Origin of the sequence: Bacillus sp. BS1807G30, from assembly GCF_040047675.1 — a bacterium.
Taxonomy (GTDB): domain Bacteria; phylum Bacillota; class Bacilli; order Bacillales; family Bacillaceae; genus Bacillus; species Bacillus altitudinis.
Window position 1 is genome coordinate 2,781,197 of record NZ_CP157353.1, and the last position, 24,698, is coordinate 2,805,894.

24 protein-coding genes are annotated in these 24,698 nt (G+C 41.3%); 5 read left to right on the forward strand and 19 right to left on the reverse strand.

Translation table 11 applies throughout. From position 1 onward, the window contains the following. Nucleotides 1-62 precede the first annotated feature (62 nt). The 4 genes from ABG082_RS14455 to ABG082_RS14470 form a co-directional block, all read right to left on the reverse strand. Nucleotides 63-2,051, reverse strand: coding sequence for a methyl-accepting chemotaxis protein (locus tag ABG082_RS14455; RefSeq protein WP_017367940.1), 1,989 nt, complete (start codon nt 2,049-2,051; stop codon nt 63-65). Nucleotides 2,052-2,216: 165 nt separating this feature from the next. Further along, on the reverse strand, nt 2,217-4,193 hold the full coding sequence (locus ABG082_RS14460) for a methyl-accepting chemotaxis protein (RefSeq protein ID WP_060781348.1): 1,977 nt from the start codon (nt 4,191-4,193) through the stop codon (nt 2,217-2,219). Nucleotides 4,194-4,369: 176 nt separating this feature from the next. Continuing rightward, nucleotides 4,370-6,358: a methyl-accepting chemotaxis protein gene (locus tag ABG082_RS14465; protein WP_348936205.1), complete on the reverse strand. Its 1,989-nt coding sequence runs from the start codon at nt 6,356-6,358 to the stop codon at nt 4,370-4,372. 126 nt (nt 6,359-6,484) lie between these two features. After that, the gene (locus tag ABG082_RS14470) at nt 6,485-8,476 is read right to left on the reverse strand and encodes a methyl-accepting chemotaxis protein (protein WP_008345759.1); all 1,992 of its coding nucleotides are present in this window, start codon (nt 8,474-8,476) and stop codon (nt 6,485-6,487) included. A gap of 156 nt (nt 8,477-8,632) precedes the next feature. Between ABG082_RS14470 and ABG082_RS14475 the strand changes: the two genes are divergently transcribed. Then, nucleotides 8,633-9,373, forward strand: a complete 741-nt coding sequence (locus tag ABG082_RS14475) for a protein-glutamine gamma-glutamyltransferase (protein ID WP_008345763.1) — start codon at nt 8,633-8,635, stop codon at nt 9,371-9,373. A gap of 21 nt (nt 9,374-9,394) precedes the next feature. Here the strand turns inward: ABG082_RS14475 and ABG082_RS14480 are convergent, their stop codons facing one another. The 6 genes from ABG082_RS14480 to ABG082_RS14505 all read right to left on the reverse strand — a co-directional run bounded on the left by ABG082_RS14480 (nt 9,395) and on the right by ABG082_RS14505 (nt 13,572). Further along, on the reverse strand, nt 9,395-9,643 hold the full coding sequence (locus ABG082_RS14480) for a hypothetical protein (protein ID WP_017358966.1): 249 nt from the start codon (nt 9,641-9,643) through the stop codon (nt 9,395-9,397). A gap of 24 nt (nt 9,644-9,667) precedes the next feature. Beyond that, entirely contained in the window at nt 9,668-10,699 is a 1,032-nt protein-coding gene (locus tag ABG082_RS14485; RefSeq protein ID WP_017358965.1) for a nitronate monooxygenase, read from the reverse strand. A 14-nt stretch (nt 10,700-10,713) separates the two neighbouring features. Continuing rightward, the gene (locus ABG082_RS14490; protein WP_008345770.1) at nt 10,714-11,115 is read right to left on the reverse strand and encodes a secondary thiamine-phosphate synthase enzyme YjbQ; all 402 of its coding nucleotides are present in this window, start codon (nt 11,113-11,115) and stop codon (nt 10,714-10,716) included. A 135-nt stretch (nt 11,116-11,250) separates the two neighbouring features. Next, entirely contained in the window at nt 11,251-12,543 is a 1,293-nt protein-coding gene (locus tag ABG082_RS14495) for a hemolysin family protein (protein WP_007500537.1), read from the reverse strand. A gap of 48 nt (nt 12,544-12,591) precedes the next feature. Beyond that, nucleotides 12,592-13,266, reverse strand: coding sequence for a zinc metallopeptidase (locus ABG082_RS14500; RefSeq protein ID WP_024719711.1), 675 nt, complete (start codon nt 13,264-13,266; stop codon nt 12,592-12,594). Between the two features lie 81 nt (nt 13,267-13,347). Next, entirely contained in the window at nt 13,348-13,572 is a 225-nt protein-coding gene (locus tag ABG082_RS14505) for a hypothetical protein (protein WP_008345775.1), read from the reverse strand. Between the two features lie 126 nt (nt 13,573-13,698). On the opposite strand from ABG082_RS14505, the gene ABG082_RS14510 reads away from it, so the two are divergent. Next, nucleotides 13,699-14,685 carry a potassium channel family protein gene (locus ABG082_RS14510; protein ID WP_035701175.1) on the forward strand — a complete coding sequence of 329 codons (987 nt, stop codon included), beginning with the start codon at nt 13,699-13,701 and terminating at the stop codon, nt 14,683-14,685. Here the strand turns inward: ABG082_RS14510 and ABG082_RS14515 are convergent. From ABG082_RS14515 to ABG082_RS14535, 5 genes are all read right to left on the reverse strand, one after another. Next, nucleotides 14,682-15,083: a YugN-like family protein gene (locus tag ABG082_RS14515; protein ID WP_008345780.1), complete on the reverse strand. Its 402-nt coding sequence runs from the start codon at nt 15,081-15,083 to the stop codon at nt 14,682-14,684. The genes ABG082_RS14510 and ABG082_RS14515 overlap by 4 nt on opposite strands. Nucleotides 15,084-15,112: 29 nt before the next feature. Beyond that, complete coding sequence (locus ABG082_RS14520; RefSeq protein WP_048002204.1) at nt 15,113-15,331, reverse strand: spore germination protein; 219 nt, start codon at nt 15,329-15,331, stop codon at nt 15,113-15,115. A 115-nt stretch (nt 15,332-15,446) separates the two neighbouring features. Beyond that, nucleotides 15,447-16,802: a glucose-6-phosphate isomerase gene (locus ABG082_RS14525; RefSeq protein WP_017367943.1), complete on the reverse strand. Its 1,356-nt coding sequence runs from the start codon at nt 16,800-16,802 to the stop codon at nt 15,447-15,449. 126 nt (nt 16,803-16,928) lie between these two features. After that, nucleotides 16,929-18,101, reverse strand: coding sequence for an iron-containing alcohol dehydrogenase (locus tag ABG082_RS14530; RefSeq protein WP_019744048.1), 1,173 nt, complete (start codon nt 18,099-18,101; stop codon nt 16,929-16,931). 119 nt (nt 18,102-18,220) lie between these two features. Continuing rightward, nucleotides 18,221-19,384, reverse strand: a complete 1,164-nt coding sequence (locus tag ABG082_RS14535) for an iron-containing alcohol dehydrogenase (RefSeq protein ID WP_017358962.1) — start codon at nt 19,382-19,384, stop codon at nt 18,221-18,223. A 144-nt stretch (nt 19,385-19,528) separates the two neighbouring features. Between ABG082_RS14535 and ABG082_RS14540 the strand changes: the two genes are divergently transcribed. Beyond that, nucleotides 19,529-19,765 (forward strand): DUF378 domain-containing protein, encoded by a 237-nt coding sequence (locus tag ABG082_RS14540; RefSeq protein ID WP_008345792.1) that lies wholly within the window; start codon nt 19,529-19,531, stop codon nt 19,763-19,765. 66 nt (nt 19,766-19,831) lie between these two features. On the opposite strand, the gene yugI is transcribed toward ABG082_RS14540, so the two are convergent. The 3 genes from yugI to ABG082_RS14555 all read right to left on the reverse strand — a co-directional run bounded on the left by yugI (nt 19,832) and on the right by ABG082_RS14555 (nt 22,117). Next, entirely contained in the window at nt 19,832-20,224 is a 393-nt protein-coding gene (gene yugI / locus ABG082_RS14545) for a S1 domain-containing post-transcriptional regulator GSP13 (RefSeq protein ID WP_008345795.1), read from the reverse strand. A 198-nt stretch (nt 20,225-20,422) separates the two neighbouring features. Next, the gene (locus ABG082_RS14550; protein ID WP_017358961.1) at nt 20,423-21,616 is read right to left on the reverse strand and encodes an aminotransferase; all 1,194 of its coding nucleotides are present in this window, start codon (nt 21,614-21,616) and stop codon (nt 20,423-20,425) included. Further along, nucleotides 21,617-22,117, reverse strand: a complete 501-nt coding sequence (locus ABG082_RS14555; RefSeq protein ID WP_007500517.1) for an Lrp/AsnC family transcriptional regulator — start codon at nt 22,115-22,117, stop codon at nt 21,617-21,619. It abuts the gene before it with no gap. Nucleotides 22,118-22,295: 178 nt separating this feature from the next. Between ABG082_RS14555 and ABG082_RS14560 the strand changes: the two genes are divergently transcribed. Next, complete coding sequence (locus ABG082_RS14560; RefSeq protein WP_017367944.1) at nt 22,296-23,120, forward strand: alpha/beta hydrolase; 825 nt, start codon at nt 22,296-22,298, stop codon at nt 23,118-23,120. Here the strand turns inward: ABG082_RS14560 and ABG082_RS14565 are convergent. Then, the gene (locus tag ABG082_RS14565; protein ID WP_019744047.1) at nt 23,117-23,377 is read right to left on the reverse strand and encodes a YugE family protein; all 261 of its coding nucleotides are present in this window, start codon (nt 23,375-23,377) and stop codon (nt 23,117-23,119) included. The two genes, ABG082_RS14560 and ABG082_RS14565, sit on opposite strands and share 4 nt — an antisense overlap. Before the next feature lie 83 nt (nt 23,378-23,460). On the opposite strand from ABG082_RS14565, the gene ABG082_RS14570 reads away from it, so the two are divergent. After that, nucleotides 23,461-24,636, forward strand: a complete 1,176-nt coding sequence (locus ABG082_RS14570; protein ID WP_019744046.1) for a MalY/PatB family protein — start codon at nt 23,461-23,463, stop codon at nt 24,634-24,636. Nucleotides 24,637-24,698 lie beyond the last annotated feature (62 nt).

Here is a 24,698-nt window from a genome sequence, read left to right on the forward strand (position 1 = left end):
CTATTGTACGAGATCATCTCTTAAAAAGAAAAGCGGTTCCCCTTGAGGAGAACCACTTTCTATTATTCACTGATCTTGAATTTTTTAATTAAGTCACGCAATTCTTCCGCCATTTGGGAAAGCGTCGTCGAAGAAGAACTAATCTCTTCCATTGATGCCAGCTGTTCTTCTGCTGATGCCGCGATATCTTGAATACTTGCTGAACTCTCTCTCGATACATCTGCAATTTCATTCACTGCTTTAGAAATTTGCTCAGATCCTTTTGAAAGCTCACGAACTGTCGTATTCATTTCATTGATTCTTGTCGCAATTTCTGCCGTTTGCTGATTGATTTGTGAGAAGCTTTCTTTTGTTTGGTCTGTAATTGATAGACCATTTTTTACTTCTTCATTCACAGATTTGAACATATTTTGAGACGTTTCAATTTCAGAGACAATTTCTTTGACGAGTTTTTCAATCTCTTTTGCAGAATCTGATGATTGAACCGCCAGCTTACGGACTTCTTCTGCTACAACCGAGAAGCCTCTGCCTGACTCGCCCGCACGTGCTGCTTCAATGGCTGCATTCAGAGCCAGTAAATTCGTTTGATCTGCTATACCGTTAATGACACCTAAAATGTTGGTGATATCTTTTGATTTATGCTCTAATCCGTTGATCACACTTTCAGCTTCTTTCACTGAATGATCAATCGTTTTCATTTGGCCAACTGTCTGTTCAACAAGCTGTCCGCCTGTTTCTGCGACTTTTTTTGATTGAACCGATGATTCTGTAATGACATCAGATGTTTGTGCAACTTCATTTAGCCCTTCGTTCATTTGTTTCAAGTGGGCTGCACTTTGTTCCACCATTTCACTTTGATTTTCGTTTCCGTTCGAGAATGTTTCAATGGATGATGTAATATGTTCGGTTGCTTTTGTCGTTTGACCTGCACTTGCCGTCAGTTCTTCCGACGATGAAGCCACGTTTTCAACAGATGTCTGTACAGCTTGGATCACATCTCTGAGTGACTCACTCATTTCATTAAAACTTGTACCGAGCTGACCAATCTCATCCTTTGACCGGACATCAATTTTCTCTGTTAAATCTCCTTCGCTAATCTTCTTAGAAGAGGAGACAAGCATGGAAAGTGGTTTTGTAATAGAACGGATGATAAAGAAGATGAGAATACCGCCAATGATGAGCGCACCAGCTAATATAATGGCCGCCATGTTGAAGACTGGCTGCGCCGCTTCTTCTACTTCACTGACAAACATTGTACCGGCAATTTTCCAACCAGTCGCTTTGTTTGTTGTGAACTCCATTTGCTTTTCTTTTCCTTCAAACATATAGCTCATTGAACCTTTGTCTTGTGTATAAAGCTTGTCTACCCAATCACCTGTTAATTTTGTTCCTGCTTTTTTCGTTGGATGTGCCACGTATGTTCGATCTGGGCTTCCGATAAAAGCATGACCTTCTTTACCAATATTGATACTATTAGACTCTTTTACTAGATTCGCAATGTCCAGGTTCATGGCAATAACACCAGAACCGTCCTCTAGTTTTTTAGAAATCGTCACAACAAGTGTACCAGTTGATGCGGTTGGGTATGGAGCGGAAACAGACAGCTCACCGTTTTTCGCCCAGCCATCTTTGTACCAATCCCGCTCAGTTGCGACATAATCAGCAGGCATTTTTTGATTTGGATATCTTGAGAACACTTTTCCATCACTTGAAGCAACAAAGATGCCTTCTGTGTCATCATTCATGCTCATGAATTGCTCAAAGCGCCCTTGAATATCAGTCGTTCCTTTTTGCCCCAGCTTTTTCTTCGTAATCCATTTGCTAAAGAAATCGGCTGCGTCTGTTTTTACTTTCACAACCTTCGTAATGTTTTTGTCCAGCTGTTCTACATTTTCCTTTGCACTTTGCATGATTTGATCATTTAAAGAGGTGCTCGCCGTATGATATGAAGAGAATGCCAATACGATAATTGGGCATAAAAGAATAAATAAGAAAGAGAAAACGAGCTTTTTTGATATAGATGGTTTTTTGAAATACTGTATGAAATTCATAAAAAAGAAAACTCCTTTTAGTAAGATAGTATATATATCGGAAGTACTACTAGGTTCTTTACTTTTTTAATTTATTAAAGTCTAGATAAGTCCAAAATACCCAAATTATGTGCAAAGAACGGAAAAACACCTGACGTCAAAACGTCAGGTGTTCCACTATGACTCTTATATTTTAAATTGTTTGATGAGCTCTCTCAGTTCTTCTGCCATTTGGGATAAAGTGGCGGAAGATGAGCTGATCTCTTCCATTGATGCCAGCTGTTCTTCTGCTGAAGCCGCAATATCTTGGAAACCTGCGGAACTTTCACGTGAAAGCTCTTTGATTTGATTGACTGCTTGTGAAATATCGTTTGAGCCATGAGAAAGTTCTTGGGCTGATCCATTCATTTGTTTCATTTGTTCTGTCATTTCTGATGTCTTATGGGTGATTTTCTCAAAACTCACTTTCGTTTCATCTGTAATGTTTAATCCAGATTGAACCTCACCTGCTACTTGTCTAAACATCTTCTGCGACTTTTCAATTTCATCTACGATTTCGTTCGTTAGGCTTTCAATTTCTTTTGAAGAGCTGCCTGATTGCTCTGCAAGCTTGCGAACTTCTTCTGCGACCACAGAGAAGCCTCTTCCTGCCTCACCTGCACGTGCTGCTTCTATCGCTGCATTTAAAGCAAGGAGGTTCGTCTGATCTGCAATGCCGTTGATAACTCCAAGAATGCTTGTAATGTCCTTAGATTTCTGTTCTAGCCCTGCAATCACAAGTTCCGCTTCTTTCACTGCTTGTTCAATCGTTTGCATTTGACCTGCTGTTTTTTGAACGAGCTCTCCACCAGCCTGAGCGGTTTTGCTAGACTCAATAGATGATTCCATCATGTGAGAAGTCGTGTTGACCATATGTGATAAGCTTCGATCCATGTCGTTTAACTGGACAGAGCTTTTTTCGATCATCTCATTTTGATGTTCATTGCTGTTTGAGAACTGTTCAATAGATGAGGTAATATGCTCAGTCGCTTGGGCTGTCTGTCCTGCACTAGCCGTTAATTCTTCAGATGAAGCAGCAACATTTTCAATTGAATTCTGGACGGCTTGAATGACTTGTTTCAGCTTTGCCGACATATCGTTAAAGCTCTGTGCAAGCTTTCCGATTTCATCGTGTGTGCGCACCTCGATATGCTGGGTGAGATCCCCCTGACTGATTTTCTCAGCCGATTCAGAGAGCTCTATGAGTGGTTTTCGGATCGATTTAATAATAAAATAAATCGCGATTCCACCGATGACAATCGCAGCAGCTAGGATGATCATGGTTAAGTCAAGCACTGGCTGTGCGGCTTCCTTCACTTCGTTGACATACATTGTTCCCGCGAGCTTCCAGCCTGTCGCTTCATTTGTGTCATAAAACATTTGCTTCGGCTGTCCGTCGAATTCATATTCGAAACTGCCTTTTTTATTGCTATACAACTTCTGAATAAAATCTCCTGTCAATTTTGTCCCGGCCTTTTCCGTTTTATGAGCAATGTAACGTTGGTCTGAGGTAGCGACAAACGCATAACCTTCTTGACCAATTTTGATGCTGTTTGTATCTTTCACAATTGTGTTCAATCGTACATTTATGCCGATAACACCAGAACCATCTGCTAACTGTTCTGATATTGTGATGAGCAGGTCATCTGATGACTTGTCTGTAAAAGGATCTGAAATGATGAGTTTTTCATCTCCCATTGATTGTTGAAACCATGGTTCATTTTTTGCGCTTTTGGCACTGCCTTTATGAATCTCGGAATATTCAGTTAGTTTACCATTCTGATCTGCAACAAATACTTCTACGACATCGTCGTCTGTTTCCGATAGTTGCTCTAATTTCACCTTAAGTAAATCCTTATTTTTAGAGGCCAGTTCCTTTTTTTTCACCGATTTAGATAAATATGAAACAATATCAATTTTAGGCTGTACATCTTTATTGATCAATTCATTTAATTGATTCACACCATTTGCAGCGCTAGACATAATCTCATCATTGAGAGACTTAGACGCCACTTCATAGGAAAATGCGGCCAACACAAGAATGGGCACTAGGAGAATCGCTAAGAATGCAGTAATTAATTTCTTTGACATCGTAAAGTGCTTAAAAAAGTTGATTTTTTTCATGACTCTACTCCTTTTGGTTTATGATTTGGGATCATCCCCCTCTATTTTTAGGTAATACGGATTATTTTTCAAGGTGTAATGCTCGAAAACTCATCAAAATAAGCATTTTTACCTATTTCTTTCGTTATATTCAGTTCAAAAAAGAACCCCCTAGCTGGAGGTTCTTTTCATTTTGTTTATTCGACTTTAAATTTGCTAATCAAATCACGTAATTCTTCTGCCATTGAAGAAAGGGTGGCAGAGGATGAGCTGATCTCTTCCATTGATGCCAGCTGTTCTTCAGCTGAAGCGGCAATGTCTTGGATATTGGCGGAGCTTTCACGTGATACGTCTGCAATCTCACGGACAGCCTCAGAAACATGTGCAGATCCTTTTGACAACTGGACAACTGTTCGATTCATTGTTTGGAGCTGATCTGAGATTTCTTTGGTCATGTCGAAAATATTGTGGAAGCTGACTTTCGTTTGTTCAGTAAAGCTTAAGCCTGATTGAACTTCTTGATTTACTGCTGTGAATACTTCTTGTGATACATCAATATCTTGAACGATTTCTTTGATTAAGTTTTCAATTTCTTTCGCTGAGTTGGCAGATTGAACAGCAAGTTTTCTTACTTCTTCTGCTACAACGGAGAAGCCTCGACCAGATTCGCCAGCTCTTGCTGCCTCAATCGCTGCATTCAGCGCAAGTAAATTCGTTTGATCTGCGATGCCATTAATGACACCAAGAATCTGGGTAATATCTTTTGATTTGCTTTCCAGCGCACTGATGACATTCTCTGCTTTTTTCACTGATTGATCAATCACGTTCATTTGAGAAGCGGTTTTTTCTACTAGCTGTCCGCCTTCTCCTGCAATCTCTGTTGATTTGATGGATGAAGCGGTAATCGATTCAGCCGACTCGTTCATGTGCTGAAGGCCTCTGTTCATTTCTTCTAACTCTTCTGAGCTTGATTCCACTTTATCATTCTGGCTTTCGTTACCAGTAGAGAATTGTTCAATGGCTAATGTAATATGCTCTGTTGCTTTACTTGTTTGTCCTGCGCTTGCGGTCAGTTCTTCTGATGAAGAAGCGACATTTTCAACGGAGGTTTGGACGGCACCAATGAGGGATCTTAATGAGTCAATCATCGTATTAAAGCCTTTACCAACTTGTCCTATTTCATCATCTGATTGAATCTGAAGTTTATCACGTAAATCACCTTCGCTGACCTTTTTCGAGAAACGGGCAAGATTGGATAATCTACTTGAAATAGAGCGGACAATAAAGAAGATGAGGGTTCCTGCTACGATCAGTGTCACACTGAACACAATAATGGCTGTATTGAAAACGGGTTTAGCTGCATCCTCTACTTCTGATACGAGCATCGTGCCGCCGATTTTCCAGCCGGTTAGTTCATTGGTGACATACGCCACCTTTTTATCTGTTCCATTGAGTGTATAGCTGCCGTTTCCTTGTTTGTTTTTAAAAATAATGTTCGCCAAATTCTCATTGACTTTGCTTCCAGCCTTTTGGGTTGGATCTGCTAACACGGTTTTATCCTTCTCCATGATGAAAGCATATCCTTTTTGACCTATTTTAATTTCTTTTAGCTTTTGAATGAGGCTGTCAATTTCCATATCAAGACCAATCACACCTGAGCCATCTTTCGTTTTTTGGGCAATGGTGATGACCATTTTACCTGTAGATGCTGCGACGTATGGCTTCGTGATGACTTGTTTACCATCAGCACTCATGGCCTCTTGATACCACGGACGCTCTCGCGGGTCATAGCCATCAGGCATTTTTTGAACTGGGTATTGCATGAACAAGCCCTTTTCTGAACCTGCATAAATGGCTGAGACATCTTTTTCATTAATTTTTCCGTATTGCTGCAATTCTTTAATGGTAGCTTTTCTATTTTTTTCTTGAAGATTAGCCGCTTTGAGATCATCTGTAAACAGGGTCACAGCCTCTGCCTTGTTCCCAATATTCTCATCGATTAAGGTATCAAATGCATTGACCTGACTCATCGCACTGCCCATAATCTGTTTGTCTAACTCTGTTTTTGATGTGAAAAATGCACTGATTGTGAGTGCGACGGTTGGCAGTATGAGGACTACCAAAAAGGCAATAACTAATTTTTTAGAAATGGATGGTTTTTTGAACCATTGGATCATTTTTCCCATTTTCTCTTTCCCCCTTTACTTCTCTAAAGTTATTATCGGATGAAAGGTTTATTTTTAGAGGGCTGGAAATGACGTTTAAAAATAAAAAAAATACCCAGACAATTCTGGATATTTTTTCATCGTTTTTTAATCAATTTTAAATTGACTTGTCAGCTCTTTTAGTTCCTCAGCCATATTGGCAAGTGTGACAGAAGAGGACGAAATTTCTTCCATAGATGCCAATTGTTCTTCAGCAGATGCCGCAATATCTTGAATGTTCGCCGCACTTTCTCTTGAAACTTGACGCATCTCCTGCATAGCTTGTGACACAAGTTTTGATCCGCTTGATAGGTCAACCGCTGTATCATTTAATTGAGTGAGCTTTTTCGACATACCTTCTGCCGCCTCATAGATGTTTTGGAAGCTTTCTTTTGCTTCTTCTGTCATCCCAAGTCCTGCATTTACTTCTCGGTTAACAGCTTTGAACATCTCTTGAGATTTGGAAATTTCCAACACAATTTCTTGGATCAGCTTTTCAATTTCTTTCGCTGAATCTGCGGATTGGACCGCTAGTTTTCTGACTTCCTCTGCTACGACAGAGAAGCCGCGCCCTGATTCACCTGCTCTTGCTGCTTCAATGGCTGCATTGAGTGCAAGTAAATTCGTTTGATCTGCGATGCCATTAATGACATTTAAAATGCTCGTAATATCTTTAGACTTGTATTCTAATTCTTTCATGACTTGTTCGGCTTCTTGTACAGATGTGTCGATATGTTTCATTTGATTCGCTGTGCTTTCAACGATACGTCCACCTTGTCCAGCCGCTTCTGTCGATTGAATGGAGACAGCAGTCACTTCTGATGAAGTTTGTGACATACCTTGTAATCCTTCATTCATTGCGACAAGCTGATTCGTGCTAGATTCGACTTTCTCATTTTGTGCTTCATTCCCATTTGAGAATTGTTCAATAGACATGGTGATATGCTCTGTCGCCTGACTTGTTTGGCTGGCACTAGCAGTCAGCTCTTCTGAAGCTGAAGCCACATTGTCGACAGATTGCTGGACCGCTCGAATAACTTCACGCAAAGATTCACTCATCTTACTAAAGCTTCTTGTGAGGTCTCCTATTTCATCCTTCGATTTGGTTTCGAGGGTTTCCGTTAGATCCCCTTCACTCACCTTTTCGGAGAAATCAACAAGCCTTCTAAGTCCAATTGTGATGGAGCGAACGATAAAGAAGATCGCAATACCGCCAAGGATAAAAGAAGAAATTAAAAGAATAATGGCAGAATTCCAAACTGGCTGTGCTGCTTCTTCTGTTTCTGATACAAACATCGTTCCAGCAATTTTCCAACCTGTTAAATCATTTGTCACAAAAACGAGGCGTTTTTGCTCTCCTTTATTCTCATATGTTGATGTTCCTTCTTTGCCGCTGTAAAGGATTGATGAAATATTTTCAGTCACTGCAGATCCTGATTTTTCTTCTGGATGAGCGACAATCTGTTTGTTTTTATTTGCAATAATTGGATATCCTTCTCGTCCAATTTTAATATCTTTGATTTTATCGACGATATCCTGAACATCAATATCAATCCCAATGGCTCCCGATCCGTCCTTCAGACGCTGAGCGATTGTGACAACCATGCCGTTTGTTGTGGCAGAGATGTATGGATTGGTGACCACAGGTTCACCTTTTTCGTCCTGCATCGCCGCTTTATACCAATCACGAGTTGTTGGATCATAGCCTTTTGGCATGTCCACTTTAGGGAACTGAATAAAATCACGATTTTTACTTGCTGCATAAAACCCAACCACATCATCTTCATTGATTTTACTGTATATCTCAAAATGCTCATACAGTTCGTCCTGGTTTTTCTTTTTAAAGTCTGCAGCACTGGATGTTTCGGTAAACAGTTTGACTGCGTTCTCCTTATTCAAGAGCTTTTGCTCGATCATGTCATTCAGCTCATTGACTCTTGCGTTGGCTCCGTACATGATTTCATGATCTAATTCTTCTTTGGCAATCTGATATGAAATCGTACTGAGTGTAATGATAGGCAAGACGAGAACAAGTGTGAATGAAATAATCAGCCTTTTAGAAATCGATGGTTTTTTCAACCATTTTATGATACTTTTCATGTTTTTCCTCCTTTTAAACGTTATGTTTTATATCGGACAGCTTCATATTATTTTCATGTTTTTCAAATAAAAAGGATGCCTTTTTGTTTATTTTCACAAATTGATTCCTTGCCCAAGCATCCCGCATACGCTAATACAAAAGGGGGCGCTTTTCATATGATTATCCTTTCAGGACAGCCAGTGACAAATGAGCAGCTGGCATCGTTTCAGCTAGAAGGACAAAAGCGGATCATTTTGATGCAATTACAAGCCTCAAATGATACGTTCCGTTATAGGCAGGCATCTGATTTGTTATTTGAGGTGACTTTACGATCGAATATCATGAATGCGGCAAGAGATTTGAACAAGAGCGGTGCCTCATTTGCTATCTTTCAAAGGTCCCGTGCGAATGACGCCTATTGGCGTGTATCAGAGGCCGGAGCGTTAGAACTGCGCTATCAAGTCGAGCCATCTACGGGGATTAAAGACATCTTTGAAAATGGCTCAAAATATGCCTTTGAATGTGCCACAGCGATTGTCATTGTGTTTTATATGGGAGTCCTGCAAACGGTAGGAGACGAGAAGTTCAATCGAAGACTTAGAAGTTTAACGCTGTATGACTGGCACTATGATACATTATCCATTTATACAGAGCGCGGAAATGATTTTATTTATGGGGATTGCCTATATTTCGAGAATCCAGAGTTTAGCTATCAACAGTCTCAATGGCGCGGAGAAAATGTGATTTACTTAGGGGAAGATCAATATTATGGGCATGGGCTTGGGATCTTAACAGCTGCAGAGATTATCGATAAATTAAATGCCAGAAGACGGCCAGGGGCTGTTCAGTCCGCTTATTTACTGCCGCAGACTACTAGGATGGATGTTATTTATCTCAGGCAAATGTTTGGTAGCTAAAAAGGGCCTCTTGTCTATAGGTTATGACAAGGGGCCTTTGTATGCCTTGCGTTTGCGGTAATCATGGAGCGTGCCAAGCATTGTGTTTGCTAGGATTTCCATTTCTTCTAGATCGTTTCTTGTGACTGGAGGGTCGTGCTGATTCCATTTGACATAACGAACGAAATAGTAATGACGAATGGGGGTAAGGACGGCAGGGGAGTGCGGAAAATCATCAAATAGAAATTCAATTTGTCCTTTTTTCCGATATGAATGTTTTAAGATTTCCATCCTGTCACACCACCCATTATCAAATTATTTCTGCGTGAGTTCATGCATGATCTCTTCAACGGTTAAAATCGAGAGAATGCGGCCAACCCCCTGACCTGCCCAAAGAGCCATTTGTTCTCGGTTTCCTGCAGCAGCTGCCGCTTTTCGCATCGGTGTTGTCCATACATGCTGTATGGGATAGGGGAGAACCCGGTCTTCATTTCGTCTTTCTTCCTCCATCCACTGATTGACAATGCCTCTGGCTTTTTTTCCAGAGAAAAGCCGTGTCATCGCTGTTTCACTGCCTTCTGCCTGTAACAGCGCCTTTTTGTAAACATCTGCCGCAGCACTTTCTTGACTCGCTAAAAATCGTGTCCCTATTTGAACCGCATCCGCTCCAAGTGCTAGTGCTGCTTTCATAGTGGTCCGGTCTGTGATCCCTCCAGCGGCGATCAATGGGATATGACAGACGGATCTGACATCACTGATCAGGCAGAAAAGTCCCTGCAGAGCATCTCCCTTTGAAGGTAAGAAGGTGCCTCGGTGCCCTCCTGCTTCACTTCCCTGCAGGACAACGGCATCCATTCCTTTTTCTTCTAAAAGTAGTGCTTCTTCTTTTGTTGTAGCTGTTCCGATGAGAAAGATCCCCTTTTGTTTCAGGTGATGAATTGTTTGTTCGTTTGGACAGGCAAATGTAAACGACACAGCTGGGACTTCTTCTTCTTGAAGAATCTTGATTTTTTGTTCATAGTCCTTCCATAATTCTTCTTCTCTAGGGATCATCTGTGCTTCTTGTATGACAGGCAGCCGGTCTGTCCAAAATGATACATCTTCTGTTTTCGTTTCTGAAATGGGTTCAGGGACAAACACATTCACTTGAAATGGACGAGATGTCAGCTGTTTGACCTGTCTGATTTGCTGCCTCATCTTTTCTGGCTGTACATAACCACTTGCTAAGCTACCGAGACCGCCATATTGTGAAACAGCGGCGACAAGCTGCGACGTCACCGCTCCTCCTGCCATTGGTGCTTGGATGATGCCATGTTCAATTTGAAGTAACGCTGTGAATTCTCCCATCTTCTCCCCGCTCCTTACTCGTTAGTTGACACCTGTATATAAAAGTGACGATGTCTCGGTCCGTCAAACTCACAAAAATAGATTCCCTGCCACGTTCCAAGCACAAGATCACCATGATGGACAAGAACGTGCTGAGATGCCCCCACATAACTAGCTTTCATGTGTGCTGCTGTGTTGCCTTCCATATGACGATCTTTTGGATGTTCCCACGGAAAGACTTCGTCAAGCCGGCGCAGCATATCTCGTTTGACGTCTGGGTCGGCATTTTCATTAATGGTGATTCCAGCCGTCGTATGTGGACAATAGACCATAACCGTTCCGTTTTGAATCCCAGTTTCCCGGACATATTGCTGAACTTCATGGGTAATGTCTATCATGTCATCGTGTTTGTCTGTTTGTACGTTGATTTTTTTCATTTCTCTGCTCCTTTTGATCATGTCTATAAAACCATACCCTTTTTATGTGAAACCAATCACTGCCGGTTGGCAGAAACAAATCTTCTTACCTAAAGTTTACCAAGCAAAAAAACCTCGTCAATAGCTCCGAGGTTTTTAGGAAAAGTGAACCTTTTTTACTTCTATGGTTCGAATATGATGATCTTCTGCATCGACAATTTTAAATTCACAGCCTTCTGCTTCAATGATATCTCCAATGTCAAAATCAATTTTATGCGTCATCATCCACCCTGCAATTGTATCAACATCATCATTTTCAATCGCTAAATCCAATAAATCATTTACTTCATCGATCAAGGCTTTCCCATCCATCACATAATGAAAGTCACCTTTTTTCACAATATGAGGGGTTTCATCTTGATCATATTCGTCCCGAATCTCCCCCACAATTTCTTCTAATATGTCTTCAACTGTGACGAGACCTGCTGTTCCGCCGTATTCATCTACAAGCACCGACATATGAATCCGTTCCTTTTGCATCAAAATCAGCAGTTCTTGAACCGGTGTACTTTCAATGACACGAATAACAGGGCGCATTAAGTCTTCAATGGACACCTCTTGATTGAGAAAACTTGCTTTAAATACGTCTTTGCTATTGATCACACCAATGACATGATCTTTATCTTCTTTAATGACAGGATAACGTGTATACCTTTCGTTCAGCATATAATGTGTCACGTCTTCCAAGCTCTGTTCAATTTCAATGGCAGAGATTTCTGTGCGCGGGATCATGATCTCTCTCGCCACTCGGTTATCAAATTCAAATATTTTATTGACATATTTGTATTCAGATTGGTTGATCTCGCCCTTTTCGTAGCTTTCAGACAGGATGAGACGCAATTCTTCCTCACTGATCGCCACTTCATGTTCTTTGACAGAATGAAAACCAAATAATTTCACAATGCCTCGTGCAGCCCCATTTAATGCTTTAATAAACGGATACATGACTTTATAGAAAAAAATAAGAGGTTTTGCCGTCACAAGACTGACGGCTTCTGCCTTTTGAATGGCAATCGTTTTGGGAGCAAGTTCCCCAACGACAACATGCAAAAACGTAATGATCACAAAGGCAATGATAAACGATATGATGTCTGTCAAAGCGGAATGAAGCCCTGCCTTTTCAAAAAGCGGATGCAGGAAATGTTCCACTGTTGGCTCCCCTAACCACCCTAAGCCTAATGCCGTGATGGTAATACCAAGCTGACAGGCAGATAAATATTCATCAAGGTTGGTTGTCAGTTTTTGAACATGAATGGCTCTCTTATCACCGCTTTCAATCAGCTGATTGATTTTTGAGCCTCTAATTTTCACAATCGCAAATTCAGTGACAACAAAAAATGCTGTCGCAGCAATGAGTAATAGGACTAAAAATACGTTTAAAATATACAAAAAAACCCTTACCTAACACGGGTAAGGGCTCACCTCCTCTGGCGTCAATTAATCATTACGGCCATTTAGGAAGATCATTACAAAACGGAGCAATTCAAACAGGGAGACAAGGGCCGCTGCTACGTACGTAAGAGCTGCGGCATTTAACACCTTGTTCACGCCTCTTTCTTCACTGCTTCTAATGATTCCTTCTGAAACAATGATATTCTTTGCACGAGAACTTGCGTTAAACTCAACAGGCAATGTCACTAGCTGAAAGAACACAGCAGCTGAGAACAGAACGATCCCAAGCCCGATTAAGTTAAGGCTGCCGAGCAATAATCCACCTAGGAAAAGAAGCGGGGCAACACCAGATGCAAAGTTCACGACAGGGAAGATCTTATGTCTCAAGACAAGCGCACCATAGGATTCCTGATGCTGCAAGGCATGTCCAACCTCGTGTGATGCGACTGAAATGGCCGAAATGGAATGGCCATAATACACTGGTTCAGATAAACGAACCACACGCTGCGTCGGGTCGTAATGATCAGTCAAAGTTCCTCTTACCGGTTCAACGGGTACGTCGTATAACCCGTTGCGATCTAAAATATATCGAGCGGTTTCAGCACCTGTTTTCATACTGGCAGCTTCAACCTTTGAATACTTTTCAAAATTATTCTTTACTTTAAATTGTGCCCAAAAAGACAATCCCAATGCGGCAAATGTTAAAAAATAAAAAAACAGCATGCTCATCAGCTTCCTTTTTATTTTATATATTTATTTACAATTTTAATGACTTTTATGTAACGTGTACAGCAAAAAGCACTAGGTCTTTTTAAGGGGAATCACTACACCAATGAAAAAGAAGAACATTCCGATGCATGCTGTATAAAATGTCACCGTTCCATATAGGTCTTGAAAAAAACGAAGCCACGAGAAATCATTCATGAAATGGTTCACCGCATTTAAATCAAACACGAGTAAAATCACCGCAGATGATAAAAAGTGGGCGCCGATAAAAAGAAGTACGGTCTTTTGAACAAACGACATTCGCATTCCCTCCTTCTTCTCTCTTATTTTAAGATATGGGTTCTATTTCAATACATGACGATGATGAAAAATTGTTTCCTAATCGGGCATACTGACATTAGCAGTCTCCCTGAAAGGACGAGTTCGATGAAATCAAACCGTATCTTCATTGCCTGGCTAAGATGGCCTCTTTACGTTCGCATTGCGATCATCATCTGTTTCTTGCTTCTCTTTTTTGGACAATTAATCGTCATACTTGAACCAAAGCAGTATCATACGATCTTTGATGGGATCTGGTGGGCGCTCATTACAGTTTCTACTGTGGGATACGGTGATTTTGTGCCGCAAACCATGCCTGGGCAAGTAGCAGGAATGGCGCTTATTTTGATCGGCGCCAGCTTTGTCACTGCATATTTCGCCACACTTGCTGCCGCCGTATTTAGCAAACAACACCAGTATGTAGAGGGGAAGGTGGCTTTCAAGGGGAAGGGACATCTCATCATTGTCGGCTGGAATGAGAAAACGAACAAACTGCTTCAATCGTTTCAAACCATTGATCCCGCCATGCCGATTGTACTCATTGATGATTCCTTAAAGGAAGGACCTCTTTTAGAGAATGTCCATTTTATTAAAGGCCATGGTACAGAGGATGCCACACTTCGCAGAGCAAATATTATGAGTGCTGATACATTGATGATTACCGCCGACCAGCATGAAAATGAAGTGACGGCTGATATGCAGAGTGTCTTAACCTTGCTTGCGGCAAAAGGATTAAATCCTTCGTTATATTGTTTAATTGAAATTTTAACCGACCGCTATGTGAAAAATGCTGAGCGGGCTGGAGCCAATCAAGTCATCCATACTTCTGATGCCGTGAATCATTTAATGGTGGAGCATTTTCTTTTAAAAGAACAGCTCATGGCGTTAAAAATAAAAAGAAACATGACCCTCCATAAACAGATCACCATCATTCCAGTACCGGCTTCATTAGCTGGAGAGACATTCTTAACGGCACTTCATCACTTTCTAGAGCACCATGTCATCATTGTAGGTGTACAAAAAAAAGAAGGACCCATGATGAATCCTCCTTTTGGATATGAGCTTCATCCAGAGGATGAGCTGATCAGCTTTTAAAGCAGTGCATCTTCTAATTCTTTGACGAGTGAAAAGCCAATTTCGGCATAAGCCTTTGACACATCTCCGTCTTTCTCTTTCGGTTCTTGGAATTGGTTAAAAGATGCCCCGACATTTCCAACCATCGCATGGTCATCTAATTTATCTTGATAGACATGCTTTAAGAGAAATGGATGTCCCATTTTCACCACAACGCCTGGCTGATCCAGCTGTCCTTTCTCGGCTGTAAACGGAACTCTGAGAAAGGTATAGCCGTCACGGTTGTCAATTTTATAATCAAAATATCCATGATCATAATCCCAATTCCCATTAATGACATATCCGAGCGGCTTCATGTTTTCTTCTAAATGGTACAGTGAAAAGCTTTCACCAGTTAGCCTAGATGGTACATGAATCATACAGAACCCTCCTTTTTGTATAGGGTTCGTTAAAGAGAGGAATTCATACATTTGCCTTTCGTGATTTGCACATTGTTTGTAAAAGCAGCATCAAATAAGCTTTGGCTGGATGATGCATTTGTCTGGTTCGCACTGCCCGCTCCTGATGTTTCTTTCGTAGCACTCATTGGACAAATCCGCCCAACATTACCAAAGTTAACGATGGCCTGCCCGGAAATGTCATGGATATAAATATGATTTGTTCTCATCGCTTCATCAACCTCCTCCATTGATTATTCTATGTACAGAGCTTAGGGAGGCTTGCACTGACACCATGAGAACATAAAAAAAGGCACACCTTATGCAGGGATGTGCCTTTTATTCTTATGATTGTTTGAGACGGCTCTCAAGTTCTGCCTTTTTCTCTTCGAAGCCCGGTTTTCCTAATAAAGCAAACATGTTCACTTTATACGCTTCTACTCCAGGCTGGTCGAATGGATTGACGCCTAGTAAATACCCAGACATCGCACATGCTTTTTCGAAGAAGTACACGAGATATCCGAATGTATAAGCATCCATTTCAGGAATTGTCACAATCAGGTTCGGTACTTTTCCATCCGTATGAGCAAGCATTGTGCCTTCAAATGCTTTTTTATTGACGAAATCAACCGTTTTTCCTGCAAGATAGTTTAACCCATCAAGGTCTTGTTCTTCTGCTTCGATGACAAGTTCATGTCGTGGCTTGTCTACATTCACGATGGTTTCAAACAAGTCTCTTCTTCCTTCTTGTACATATTGACCAAGTGAATGAAGATCCGTTGAGAAGTTGGCAGATGAAGGATAGATTCCTTTTTCATCTTTCCCTTCACTTTCGCCGAATAACTGCTTCCACCACTCCGCAAAGTACTGTAAGCCTGGCTCATAGTTAATCAGCATTTCAATTGTCCGTCCTTTATTATAAAGAACATTACGGACAACCGCATATTGATAAGCCGCATTTTCTGAGAGCTCAGATGAAGCGAAGTCTTCACTTGCTTTCGCAGCACCTTCCATCATTTGATCAATGTCTGCACCGCTTACAGCGATTGGCAATAGACCAACTGCTGTTAAGACGGAATAGCGTCCGCCGACGTCATCAGGGATGATAAATGATTCATAGCCTTCTTCAGTTGCTAACGTTTTGAGTGCCCCGCGTGCCTTGTCAGTTGTCGCATAGATGCGTTTTTTCGCTTCTTCAGCACCATATTTTTCGATAAGGAGCTTTTTAAAGATACGGAACGCAATGGCTGGCTCTGTTGTTGTACCAGATTTTGAAATCACGTTAATGGAGAAATCGGCATCTTCTAGCAGATCCATTACATCTGTTAAATAAGAAGAACTGATGTTGTTTCCAATAAAGATGATTTGCGGTGTTTTGCGTTTGCCTTTTGGCAAAGTATTATAGAAAGAATGGTTTAAAAACTCAATGGCCGCACGTGCCCCAAGATAAGATCCACCAATTCCAACAACGAGTAATACATCAGAATCAGATTTAATCTTTTCTGCACTTTTTTGAATACGGGCAAATTCTTCGCGATCATATTGCTTCGGTAAGTCAACCCAGCCTAAATAATCACTGCCAGCACCCGTTTGTTCATGAATATTATGATGGGCCACCTTCACAAAATCTTTTAAATATGTAAGCTCATGTTCTTGAAAGAAAGGTAACGCTTTCGAGTAGTCAAATTGAATATGTGTCATCGCTTGTAAGCCCTCCATTACGTTAGTTCTGTCCCTTTCACTTTAGCGGAACTAGCTATTGAAATCAAGTGATCGTCATTGATGCAGCAAAAAGCCGCTCCTCATGAAGAGAAGCGGCCATCCAAATTATAGAGAGGCTTTTAAAATCGCTAAAATGTCATCACGGTTTAGTTTCATAAAGTTACCAAAACCACCATATTCCATTTCTTTTGCTGCGATGTCAGCAATTTTGTCCAGTTGATCTTCACCAATATCATAATCGGCTAAACGGCTCGGTGCACCGAGGCTTGTCCAGAAGGCTGACAGCTTGTCGATTCCTTCTAATGCGATGTCACGATCCGATTTTCCTTCTGTCTCAATGTCAAACATGTTCAACATGAGGTTTTTAAAACGTTCGACATTATGATCAAGTGTATGACGCATCCAGTTTGGGAAGAGGATCGCAAGTCCACCTGCATGCGGAATGTCATAAACAGCTGATACTGCATGCTCAATCGTATGAGATGCCCAATCGCCAAAATAGCCCATTTGCAGCGTGCCATTTAAAGCAATCGTTCCTGCATAAAGGATGGTTTCACGGTGCTCATAGTTTTGTAAGTCTTCAAGTAGCTTTGGTGCTGTCTCGATGACTGTTTGAAGAACAGCAAAACACATCCGATCTTGTAGAGGCGTATTTTTGACATTATGGAAGTATTGTTCAAATACATGGCTCATCATATCAACCATGCCATACACCGTCTGATTCTCTGGCACAGAATATGTGTGCTCAGGATCTAAAATTGAAAAAGCAGGGTGCGTGACTGAACTGCCCCACACGTACTTTTCATTTGTTTCCCAGTTCGTGATCACAGAATCCGGGTTCATTTCTGAGCCTGTCGCTGCAAGTGTCAATACTGTGCCAAATGGCAGTGCTTTTTGAGCGGTCGTTTTCTTTGAAATAATATCCCAAACATTCCCGTCATATTCAGCTCCAGCTGCAATGGCTTTTGTACAGTCAATGACACTTCCCCCACCAACTGCTAATAAGAAATCAATGTTCTCATTTTGGCAAATGTCGATCCCTTTTTGCACTGTAGTGAGGCGAGGGTTCGGTTCAACTCCTGACAGTTCAAATACGTCAGCCTCTGCTTCATTTAAAGCGCTGATGACCCTATCATAAAGACCATTTTTCTTAATACTGCCTCCACCATATACAAGAAGCACTCGCTTTCCATAACGAGCGAGTTCGCTTTTTAGTCCGTCTAGTTGTCCTTTTCCAAACATTAATTTCGTTGGATTATAGTAAATAAAGTTCTCCATCTGTTCTACATCTCCTTAAAACATATATATCCAAAAACATGAAAGACTACTGTAACATATGTACATGCAGAACTCAAAAAAGATAACTGCTTAAAAGCAGCTATCTTTTCCATGTTCGATTATAAAGAAGCGTTTAGAATAGCTAGAACATCTTCTTTGTTCAGCTTTTTAAATTGGCCAAATTCACCACGTGCCATTGCACGGTCTGCAATCAGATCAATTTTCTCATCGTTGATGTCATAGTCAGCTAAACGGTTTGGTGCTCCTAAACTTGTCCAGAAAGCAGAAAGTTTTTCGATTCCTTCTAAGCCAACTTCTTCGTCTGTTTTGCCCGCAGGGTCTACATCGAATACACGCACTGCTAATTGCTTGAAGCGACCTGGGTTTTCTTGAATGACATGTTTCATCCAGTTCGGGAACAAGATCGCAAGTCCGCCTGCATGAGGGATGTCATACACCGCGGATACCGCATGCTCAATATTGTGAGATGCCCAGTCTCCGCGTGCGCCCATTGAAAGCATTCCATTCAGTGCAATGGTGCCTGTGAATAAAATCGTTTCACGAAGCTCATAGTTTTCCAAATCATTGATCAGCTTTGGTGCTGTTTCAATGACCGTACGAAGAAGTCCTTCACACATACGATCTTGGTAAGGTGTATTCTCCGTGTGATGGAAATATTGTTCAAACACGTGAGACATCATGTCGACCATGCCATAAATCGTATGGTTTTTTGGCACAGTAAATGTATTGACTGGGTCAAGAATAGAGAATTTAGGGAAGACAGCTGGACTGCCCCATCCGTATTTCTCATTTGTTTCCCAGTTTGTGATGACAGAGCCAGAGTTCATTTCAGAGCCTGTCGCGGCAAGTGTTAATACTGTACCAAATGGGATGGCTTCCATTGGGACATGCTTACGAGTGACGATATCCCAAGCATCTCCATCGTATTTCGCACCAGCTGCGATCGCTTTGGTTGCGTCAATGACACTACCGCCGCCGACTGCCAAAATAAAATCAATTTGGTTCTCTTTGCAAAGCTCAACCCCTTTTCTAACTGTTGTTAAGCGCGGGTTTGGCTCAACACCAGCAAGCTCAGTGATTGCAGCTCCTGATTCTTTTAAAATGCTGACAACTTGGTCATAAAGGCCATTTCGTTTAATGCTGCCTCCACCATATACAAGCAATACGTTTTTTCCGTAGTGTTTTAGTTCATCTGAAAGGGCTGATACTTCTCCCTTTCCAAAAATTAATTTCGTTGGGTTCCAATAAGTAAATCGATCCATGTGATCTCCTCCTCGCGCTACATTATGCGCCTCTTCCATTCCAAAAGTAAAGTAATTTGCTTTCATCCATTTTCTTACGCATAGTTTGGCTAAAAATCTGCAAAATATAAATGTATTGATACTGTAGCGAAAGGAGGAATCACGATGAGTGCTATTCAGCGTATTGCCCTCGTGCTCACGATTATCGGTGCTATTAACTGGGGACTAATCGGCTTTTTTCAATTTGACTTAGTAGCAGCGATCTTTGGCGGTCAAGGTGCTGCATTATCACGTATTATTTATGGTCTTGTTGGAATTGCAGGTCTTGTCAATCTTGGTCTGTTGTTCAAACCTAGTGAAGAAGCTGTCCGCCGTGACGAGCCAAATCCAGAGGTCCGCTAATGAAAAAGACATAAAAAAAGACTGCCTATGAGGCAGCCTAAGGCACCGTTTGAAGCGGTGCTTTTTTTATTTCTTGATAAGGTCTTTACGGTTTGATTGCTCAATCCACTCTTCAAGTTTATCTTTCAGTGTATTGAAACCTTGTGGTGCAGCAGCTTCTTCTTTCACTTGCTGTGGTCTTTGTTTCTTTGGTTTGCTTTCTTTTCTTTCAGGTGCTTCTTGCGTTGCACGGATAGAAAGGCTGATTTTACCAGCATTTTCATCAACAGAAAGAACTTTTACTTGTACTTCGTCACCAATTGAAAGGTGCTCGTTGATGTCTTTTACAAAACCATGAGTTACTTCAGAAATGTGCACAAGTCCTTGAGTTTCTTCATCTAATGCAACAAACGCACCATACGCTTGTAATCCTGTTACTTTACCAGTGTAAACACTGCCTACTTCAAACTTTGTCGCCATGATAACAACTCCTAAATAAATGTTTTAATATTCGTTTATACGCAATTAAAAACTATATCACAGAACGCTCTTTTACGCAAAATATTTTTTAATTGGGTTTAGATCCGTTCAAAAGGGGGAATACCTGAAAACAAGAATGCTTTCTAGTATTCCCCCCTAATTTGAGAGGCATGAGTCCAGTTGGATTGATGCCTTTTTTTATTTTAAGATAGCAGGTGCTTCTTCTTTCACTTGTCTATTCTGTAAAAAACGCTGGATTCTTGAAAGTGATTCCTGCAAGTGATCGAGTGATGACGCATATGAACAACGAATATGCCCTTCACCACTTGGACCGAATACATTTCCAGGGACAACCGCTACTTTCTCGCTAAGCAGCAGCTCCTCGGCAAATTGTTCTGAAGTCATGCCTGTGCTTTTAATGGACGGGAAAGCGTAAAACGCTCCGTTTGGCTGGTGGCAAGTGAGTCCAAGTTCATTGAGAGAGCCGACAAACAAATTACGGCGTCTTCTGTAGCTTTTCTTCATTTTCTCCACATCTTCAAGTCCATTTTTTAATGCTTCTTCTGCGGCATATTGTGCCATAGCCGGTGCACACATCATAGAATATTGATGTATTTTCAGCATGGCATCACGGAGGACTGGCGGTGCTGCCACATAGCCTAAGCGCCACCCCGTCATAGCGAACCCTTTGGAAAAACCTGAAATCAAAATCGTTCTTTCCTTCATATCTTGAATCGCCGCTACGCTCGTAAAAGCTTCATCGTACGTCAGCTCTGCATAAATCTCATCTGTGATGATTAAAAGATCATGCTCCTTTGCAAACTGAGCAATATCTTCAAGCTCTTCTTTCGAGTAAACAGACCCTGTTGGGTTTGATGGAGAGCATAGCAAGATGGCTTTTGTTTTCGGCGTCAGCTTCGTACGAAGATCAGCAGAATCGGCTTTAAAATCTTTTTCAGCCGATGTACTTAAATAAACCGGTACACCGCCCGCAAGTGTCGTAAGAGCCCCATATGCGACGAAACAAGGCTCTGGGATGATCACTTCGTCCCCGCTGTTTAAAATGGCGCGAAAGGCCAAATCAAGCGCCTGGCTACCACCAACGGTAATAATGAGTTCTTCTTCAGGACTGTACTCAATGTGAAACCGCTTATATAGATAATGGCTCAATTCTTTTCGCAAAGAGAGCAGCCCAGCATTTGCTGTATACGAGGTCAGTCCTTGTTCTAAAGACATAATACTGGCTTCTCTCACATTCCAAGCTGTCACGAAATCCGGTTCGCCGACCCCGAGGGAGATAACCCCTTCCATTGTGGCTGCCAAATCAAAGAATTTCCGAATACCTGACGGCTGAATGCTTTGTACCGTTTCAGATAAATAAGACTTTTTCATTTAAGGAGACACCACGATTCTTTTGTCATCGTCCCCTGTTTCAAAGACTTTCCCATCATGCTTATATCTTTTCAAAATAAAGTGGGTAGTGGTTGAAACAACAGAATCAAGTGTCGATAATTTTTCAGATACGAAGCGGGCGATATCAGACATGGATCTTCCTCTGATCACAACAGATAAATCATACACGCCTGACATTAAATACACGGACTCCACTTCTTGGAACCTGTAAATGCGTTCAGCAATTTCATCAAAACCGACGCCTCTTTTTGGGGTCACTTTCACATCAATCATCGCTGTAACGCCTTCGTGTCCGTCTACTTTTCGCCAGTCAATCATGGTCGAATAATCAATAATGACTTTTTGATCTTCGAGCTTTTGAATAATGGCTTCTGCTTCTTCTGATGTCACACCTGCCATTTTTGCAATTGTATTTAAATCGGCGCGGCTGTTTTCATCTAAAATCTCTAATATTTCAGTTTCTTTTTCGGTTAGTTTCATTGATTTCACACCTCTGATTGTAAAAAGCTAGTTTTAAAAAATCTTCTGAACATTATAGCACGTTTTTCCCATTATGCTAAGCAGGGAAAAGATTCTAATCGTAGCTTAAAATCCACTTTTTAGGGTACAATACAGTCACCTAACAGAGAGTGAGTATCAAATATCGGAGTTGATGAGTGTGGACATTGTACAGCCATCCTATATGAAAAGTAAATTCGGTTTAGATATCTATTACGAACACTATCCAAATGAAGGTAAGAAGACATTAATTTTGATTCACGGCCTTTTCTCATCTACCTTCAGCTATCGAAAGCTCATCCCGCTTCTGAAACAAGACTTCAATTTAATTGCGATTGATCTGCCTCCATTTGGGCAGTCCGAAAAATCGAATACGTTCATTTACAGCTATCGCAACATGGCAAAAATCATCATTGAACTAGCTGGTTATTTGCAGATTCAGCATGCGATCCTCGTGGGGCATTCCATGGGGGGACAAATTGCTTTATATGCTGCATCTGAGCGTCCCGACCTATTTGAAAAAGCTGTTCTTTTGTGCAGCTCAGGGTATATGAATAAGTCCAAAAAGTCGCTTGTTTACAGCACATATATTCCTTATTTTTATCTCTATTTAAAAAGAAAGTTGTTCAAGCAAGGTATTATGAAAAATTTAACCGCTGTTGTGCATGATCATTCGATTATTGATCAAGAGATGGTGGACGGATATTTAAAGCCTTTTTCAGATGACCAAATTTTCAGAGGTATTTTTCGTTTGATTCGGCACAGGGAAGGCGATTTAGCGTCAGATGTCTTAAAGAAAATGGAGACACCTGTCCTGCTGATTTGGGGGGAGGAAGACCGGATCGTTCCTATTCAAATTGGCGAAAGACTGCACAAGGATCTACCGCATTCAACCTTGCACGCATTAAAAAAAACCGGGCACCTCATCCCTGAGGAAAATCCGGTCTTTGTGTCTGATCAAATTGGTCATTTCAGCCTGTCTTAAAGCGAGCAGGAGTTACCTTCTCTTATGACAAAAAGCTGATTTGCGATATGCTGGCAGCTTTCCATCGGAAGAAGCTGATCAAATGAGTGATGGTAAATGGCTTGAATGTCTTTCGCGAAAGATAACGGGTCTTCTGCGTCGTATAAGGCACTGATGACGTCAGCAGGCTCCGTTTCGTAAAAGTCCTCTCCATACTGAAAAGGGTCCCATGCCTTAATGACTTGAATCATCTCTTCTACAGCTTGACTATCTTTCATGGGTATCACCGCTTATAATAAATTTTGTGATGTTTATTTTAGCACAACCAAGAATGGTTGAAAAACGGCTAGAGGTGGGTTTCATGAATTTCGACGAACAGATCATACGTAAAGGTTCAAAATCAGTCAAATGGGATCAAGCAGAGTCTTTGTTCCTGACAACAGATGCGCTGCCAATGTGGGTAGCAGATATGGATTTTAAAGCGCCCCAAGTCGTGCTTGATGCTTTAAAAGAACGATTAGATCACGGCGTATTCGGCTATGCATTTCAGGATCAGGATACGCAGCAAGCAGTAGCTGACTGGCTCAAAAGAAGACACGGTTGGACGATACAAACAGAGGCCGTCACCTTCACACCAGGTATCGTGACAGCACTTAGTTTTGCGGTACAAGCCTTTACAGCTCCGAATGATGAAGTGGTCATTCAGTCACCGGTGTATACGCCCTTCTATCAAATGATTGAAAGAAACAGACGTATCGTCTCAACCAATCCTTTAAAAATAGAAAACAACCGCTACATGATGGATTTTGATGATTTAGAGAAGAAATTAAGCAGACCAGAAGCAAAGCTGATGTTTCTTTGTCATCCGCATAATCCTTCAGGGAGAGCTTGGTCAAAAGAGGAATTAAAGCGTGTAGGAGATTTATGTGTACAGTACGGTGTCACCGTCGTGTCAGATGAAATTCATTCGGATCTGATGCTTTACGGGCAGCCGCATGTGCCTTTTGCCAGCCTTTCTGATGAGATAGCTAACATCACGGTAACGTGTATTGCACCGAGTAAAACATTTAATTTAGCTGGTCTTCAGGCATCTGCCATTATCATTTCTGATGAAGAAAAAAGAACCCTTTTCACCAATGAAGTGCAAAGAAATGGATTGTCTAAACTGAATGCCTTTGCGATTCCTGCCATGGAGGCTGCCTATCGCCACGGAGATGAGTGGCTTGATTCACTTGTTCTTTATCTCGAAAATAATATGAAGATCGCAATGGATTATATTGATGAATATCTGCCGAGCATGCGTTATATGAAACCAGATGCTTCTTATCTATTGTGGCTGGATATTCGTGATTATGAGCTCACTCAAGCAGAATTGAAACGTAATCTGCTGAAAAAGGGCAAGGTCATACTAGAGCTCGGAAACGTATATGGGCACGAAGGAGACGGCTTTATTCGAATGAATCTAGGCTGTCCTGCCGGAACAGTGAAAGAAGGTCTGAAGCGCCTTCATCAAGCATTCACTCAATCATCCGAATAAAACCATTTCTATCAAAAGAACATCCTAACGGGTGTTCTTTTTAAAGAAAAAAACCCTCCTAT

Coding starts and splice junctions, on each gene's coding strand:
- ABG082_RS14455 (WP_017367940.1), bottom strand. CDS start 2,051: ATGAATTTCATACAGTATTTCAAAAAACCATCTATATCAAAAAAGCTC.
- ABG082_RS14460 (WP_060781348.1), bottom strand. CDS start 4,193: ATGAAAAAAATCAACTTTTTTAAGCACTTTACGATGTCAAAGAAATTA.
- ABG082_RS14465 (WP_348936205.1), bottom strand. CDS start 6,358: ATGGGAAAAATGATCCAATGGTTCAAAAAACCATCCATTTCTAAAAAA.
- ABG082_RS14470 (WP_008345759.1), bottom strand. CDS start 8,476: ATGAAAAGTATCATAAAATGGTTGAAAAAACCATCGATTTCTAAAAGG.
- ABG082_RS14475 (WP_008345763.1), top strand. CDS start 8,633: ATGATTATCCTTTCAGGACAGCCAGTGACAAATGAGCAGCTGGCATCG.
- ABG082_RS14480 (WP_017358966.1), bottom strand. CDS start 9,643: ATGGAAATCTTAAAACATTCATATCGGAAAAAAGGACAAATTGAATTT.
- ABG082_RS14485 (WP_017358965.1), bottom strand. CDS start 10,699: ATGGGAGAATTCACAGCGTTACTTCAAATTGAACATGGCATCATCCAA.
- ABG082_RS14490 (WP_008345770.1), bottom strand. CDS start 11,115: ATGAAAAAAATCAACGTACAAACAGACAAACACGATGACATGATAGAC.
- ABG082_RS14505 (WP_008345775.1), bottom strand. CDS start 13,572: ATGTCGTTTGTTCAAAAGACCGTACTTCTTTTTATCGGCGCCCACTTT.
- ABG082_RS14510 (WP_035701175.1), top strand. CDS start 13,699: ATGAAATCAAACCGTATCTTCATTGCCTGGCTAAGATGGCCTCTTTAC.
- ABG082_RS14515 (WP_008345780.1), bottom strand. CDS start 15,083: ATGATTCATGTACCATCTAGGCTAACTGGTGAAAGCTTTTCACTGTAC.
- ABG082_RS14520 (WP_048002204.1), bottom strand. CDS start 15,331: ATGAGAACAAATCATATTTATATCCATGACATTTCCGGGCAGGCCATC.
- ABG082_RS14525 (WP_017367943.1), bottom strand. CDS start 16,802: ATGACACATATTCAATTTGACTACTCGAAAGCGTTACCTTTCTTTCAA.
- ABG082_RS14530 (WP_019744048.1), bottom strand. CDS start 18,101: ATGGAGAACTTTATTTACTATAATCCAACGAAATTAATGTTTGGAAAA.
- ABG082_RS14535 (WP_017358962.1), bottom strand. CDS start 19,384: ATGGATCGATTTACTTATTGGAACCCAACGAAATTAATTTTTGGAAAG.
- ABG082_RS14540 (WP_008345792.1), top strand. CDS start 19,529: ATGAGTGCTATTCAGCGTATTGCCCTCGTGCTCACGATTATCGGTGCT.
- yugI (WP_008345795.1), bottom strand. CDS start 20,224: ATGGCGACAAAGTTTGAAGTAGGCAGTGTTTACACTGGTAAAGTAACA.
- ABG082_RS14550 (WP_017358961.1), bottom strand. CDS start 21,616: ATGAAAAAGTCTTATTTATCTGAAACGGTACAAAGCATTCAGCCGTCA.
- ABG082_RS14555 (WP_007500517.1), bottom strand. CDS start 22,117: ATGAAACTAACCGAAAAAGAAACTGAAATATTAGAGATTTTAGATGAA.
- ABG082_RS14565 (WP_019744047.1), bottom strand. CDS start 23,377: ATGAAAGATAGTCAAGCTGTAGAAGAGATGATTCAAGTCATTAAGGCA.
- ABG082_RS14570 (WP_019744046.1), top strand. CDS start 23,461: ATGAATTTCGACGAACAGATCATACGTAAAGGTTCAAAATCAGTCAAA.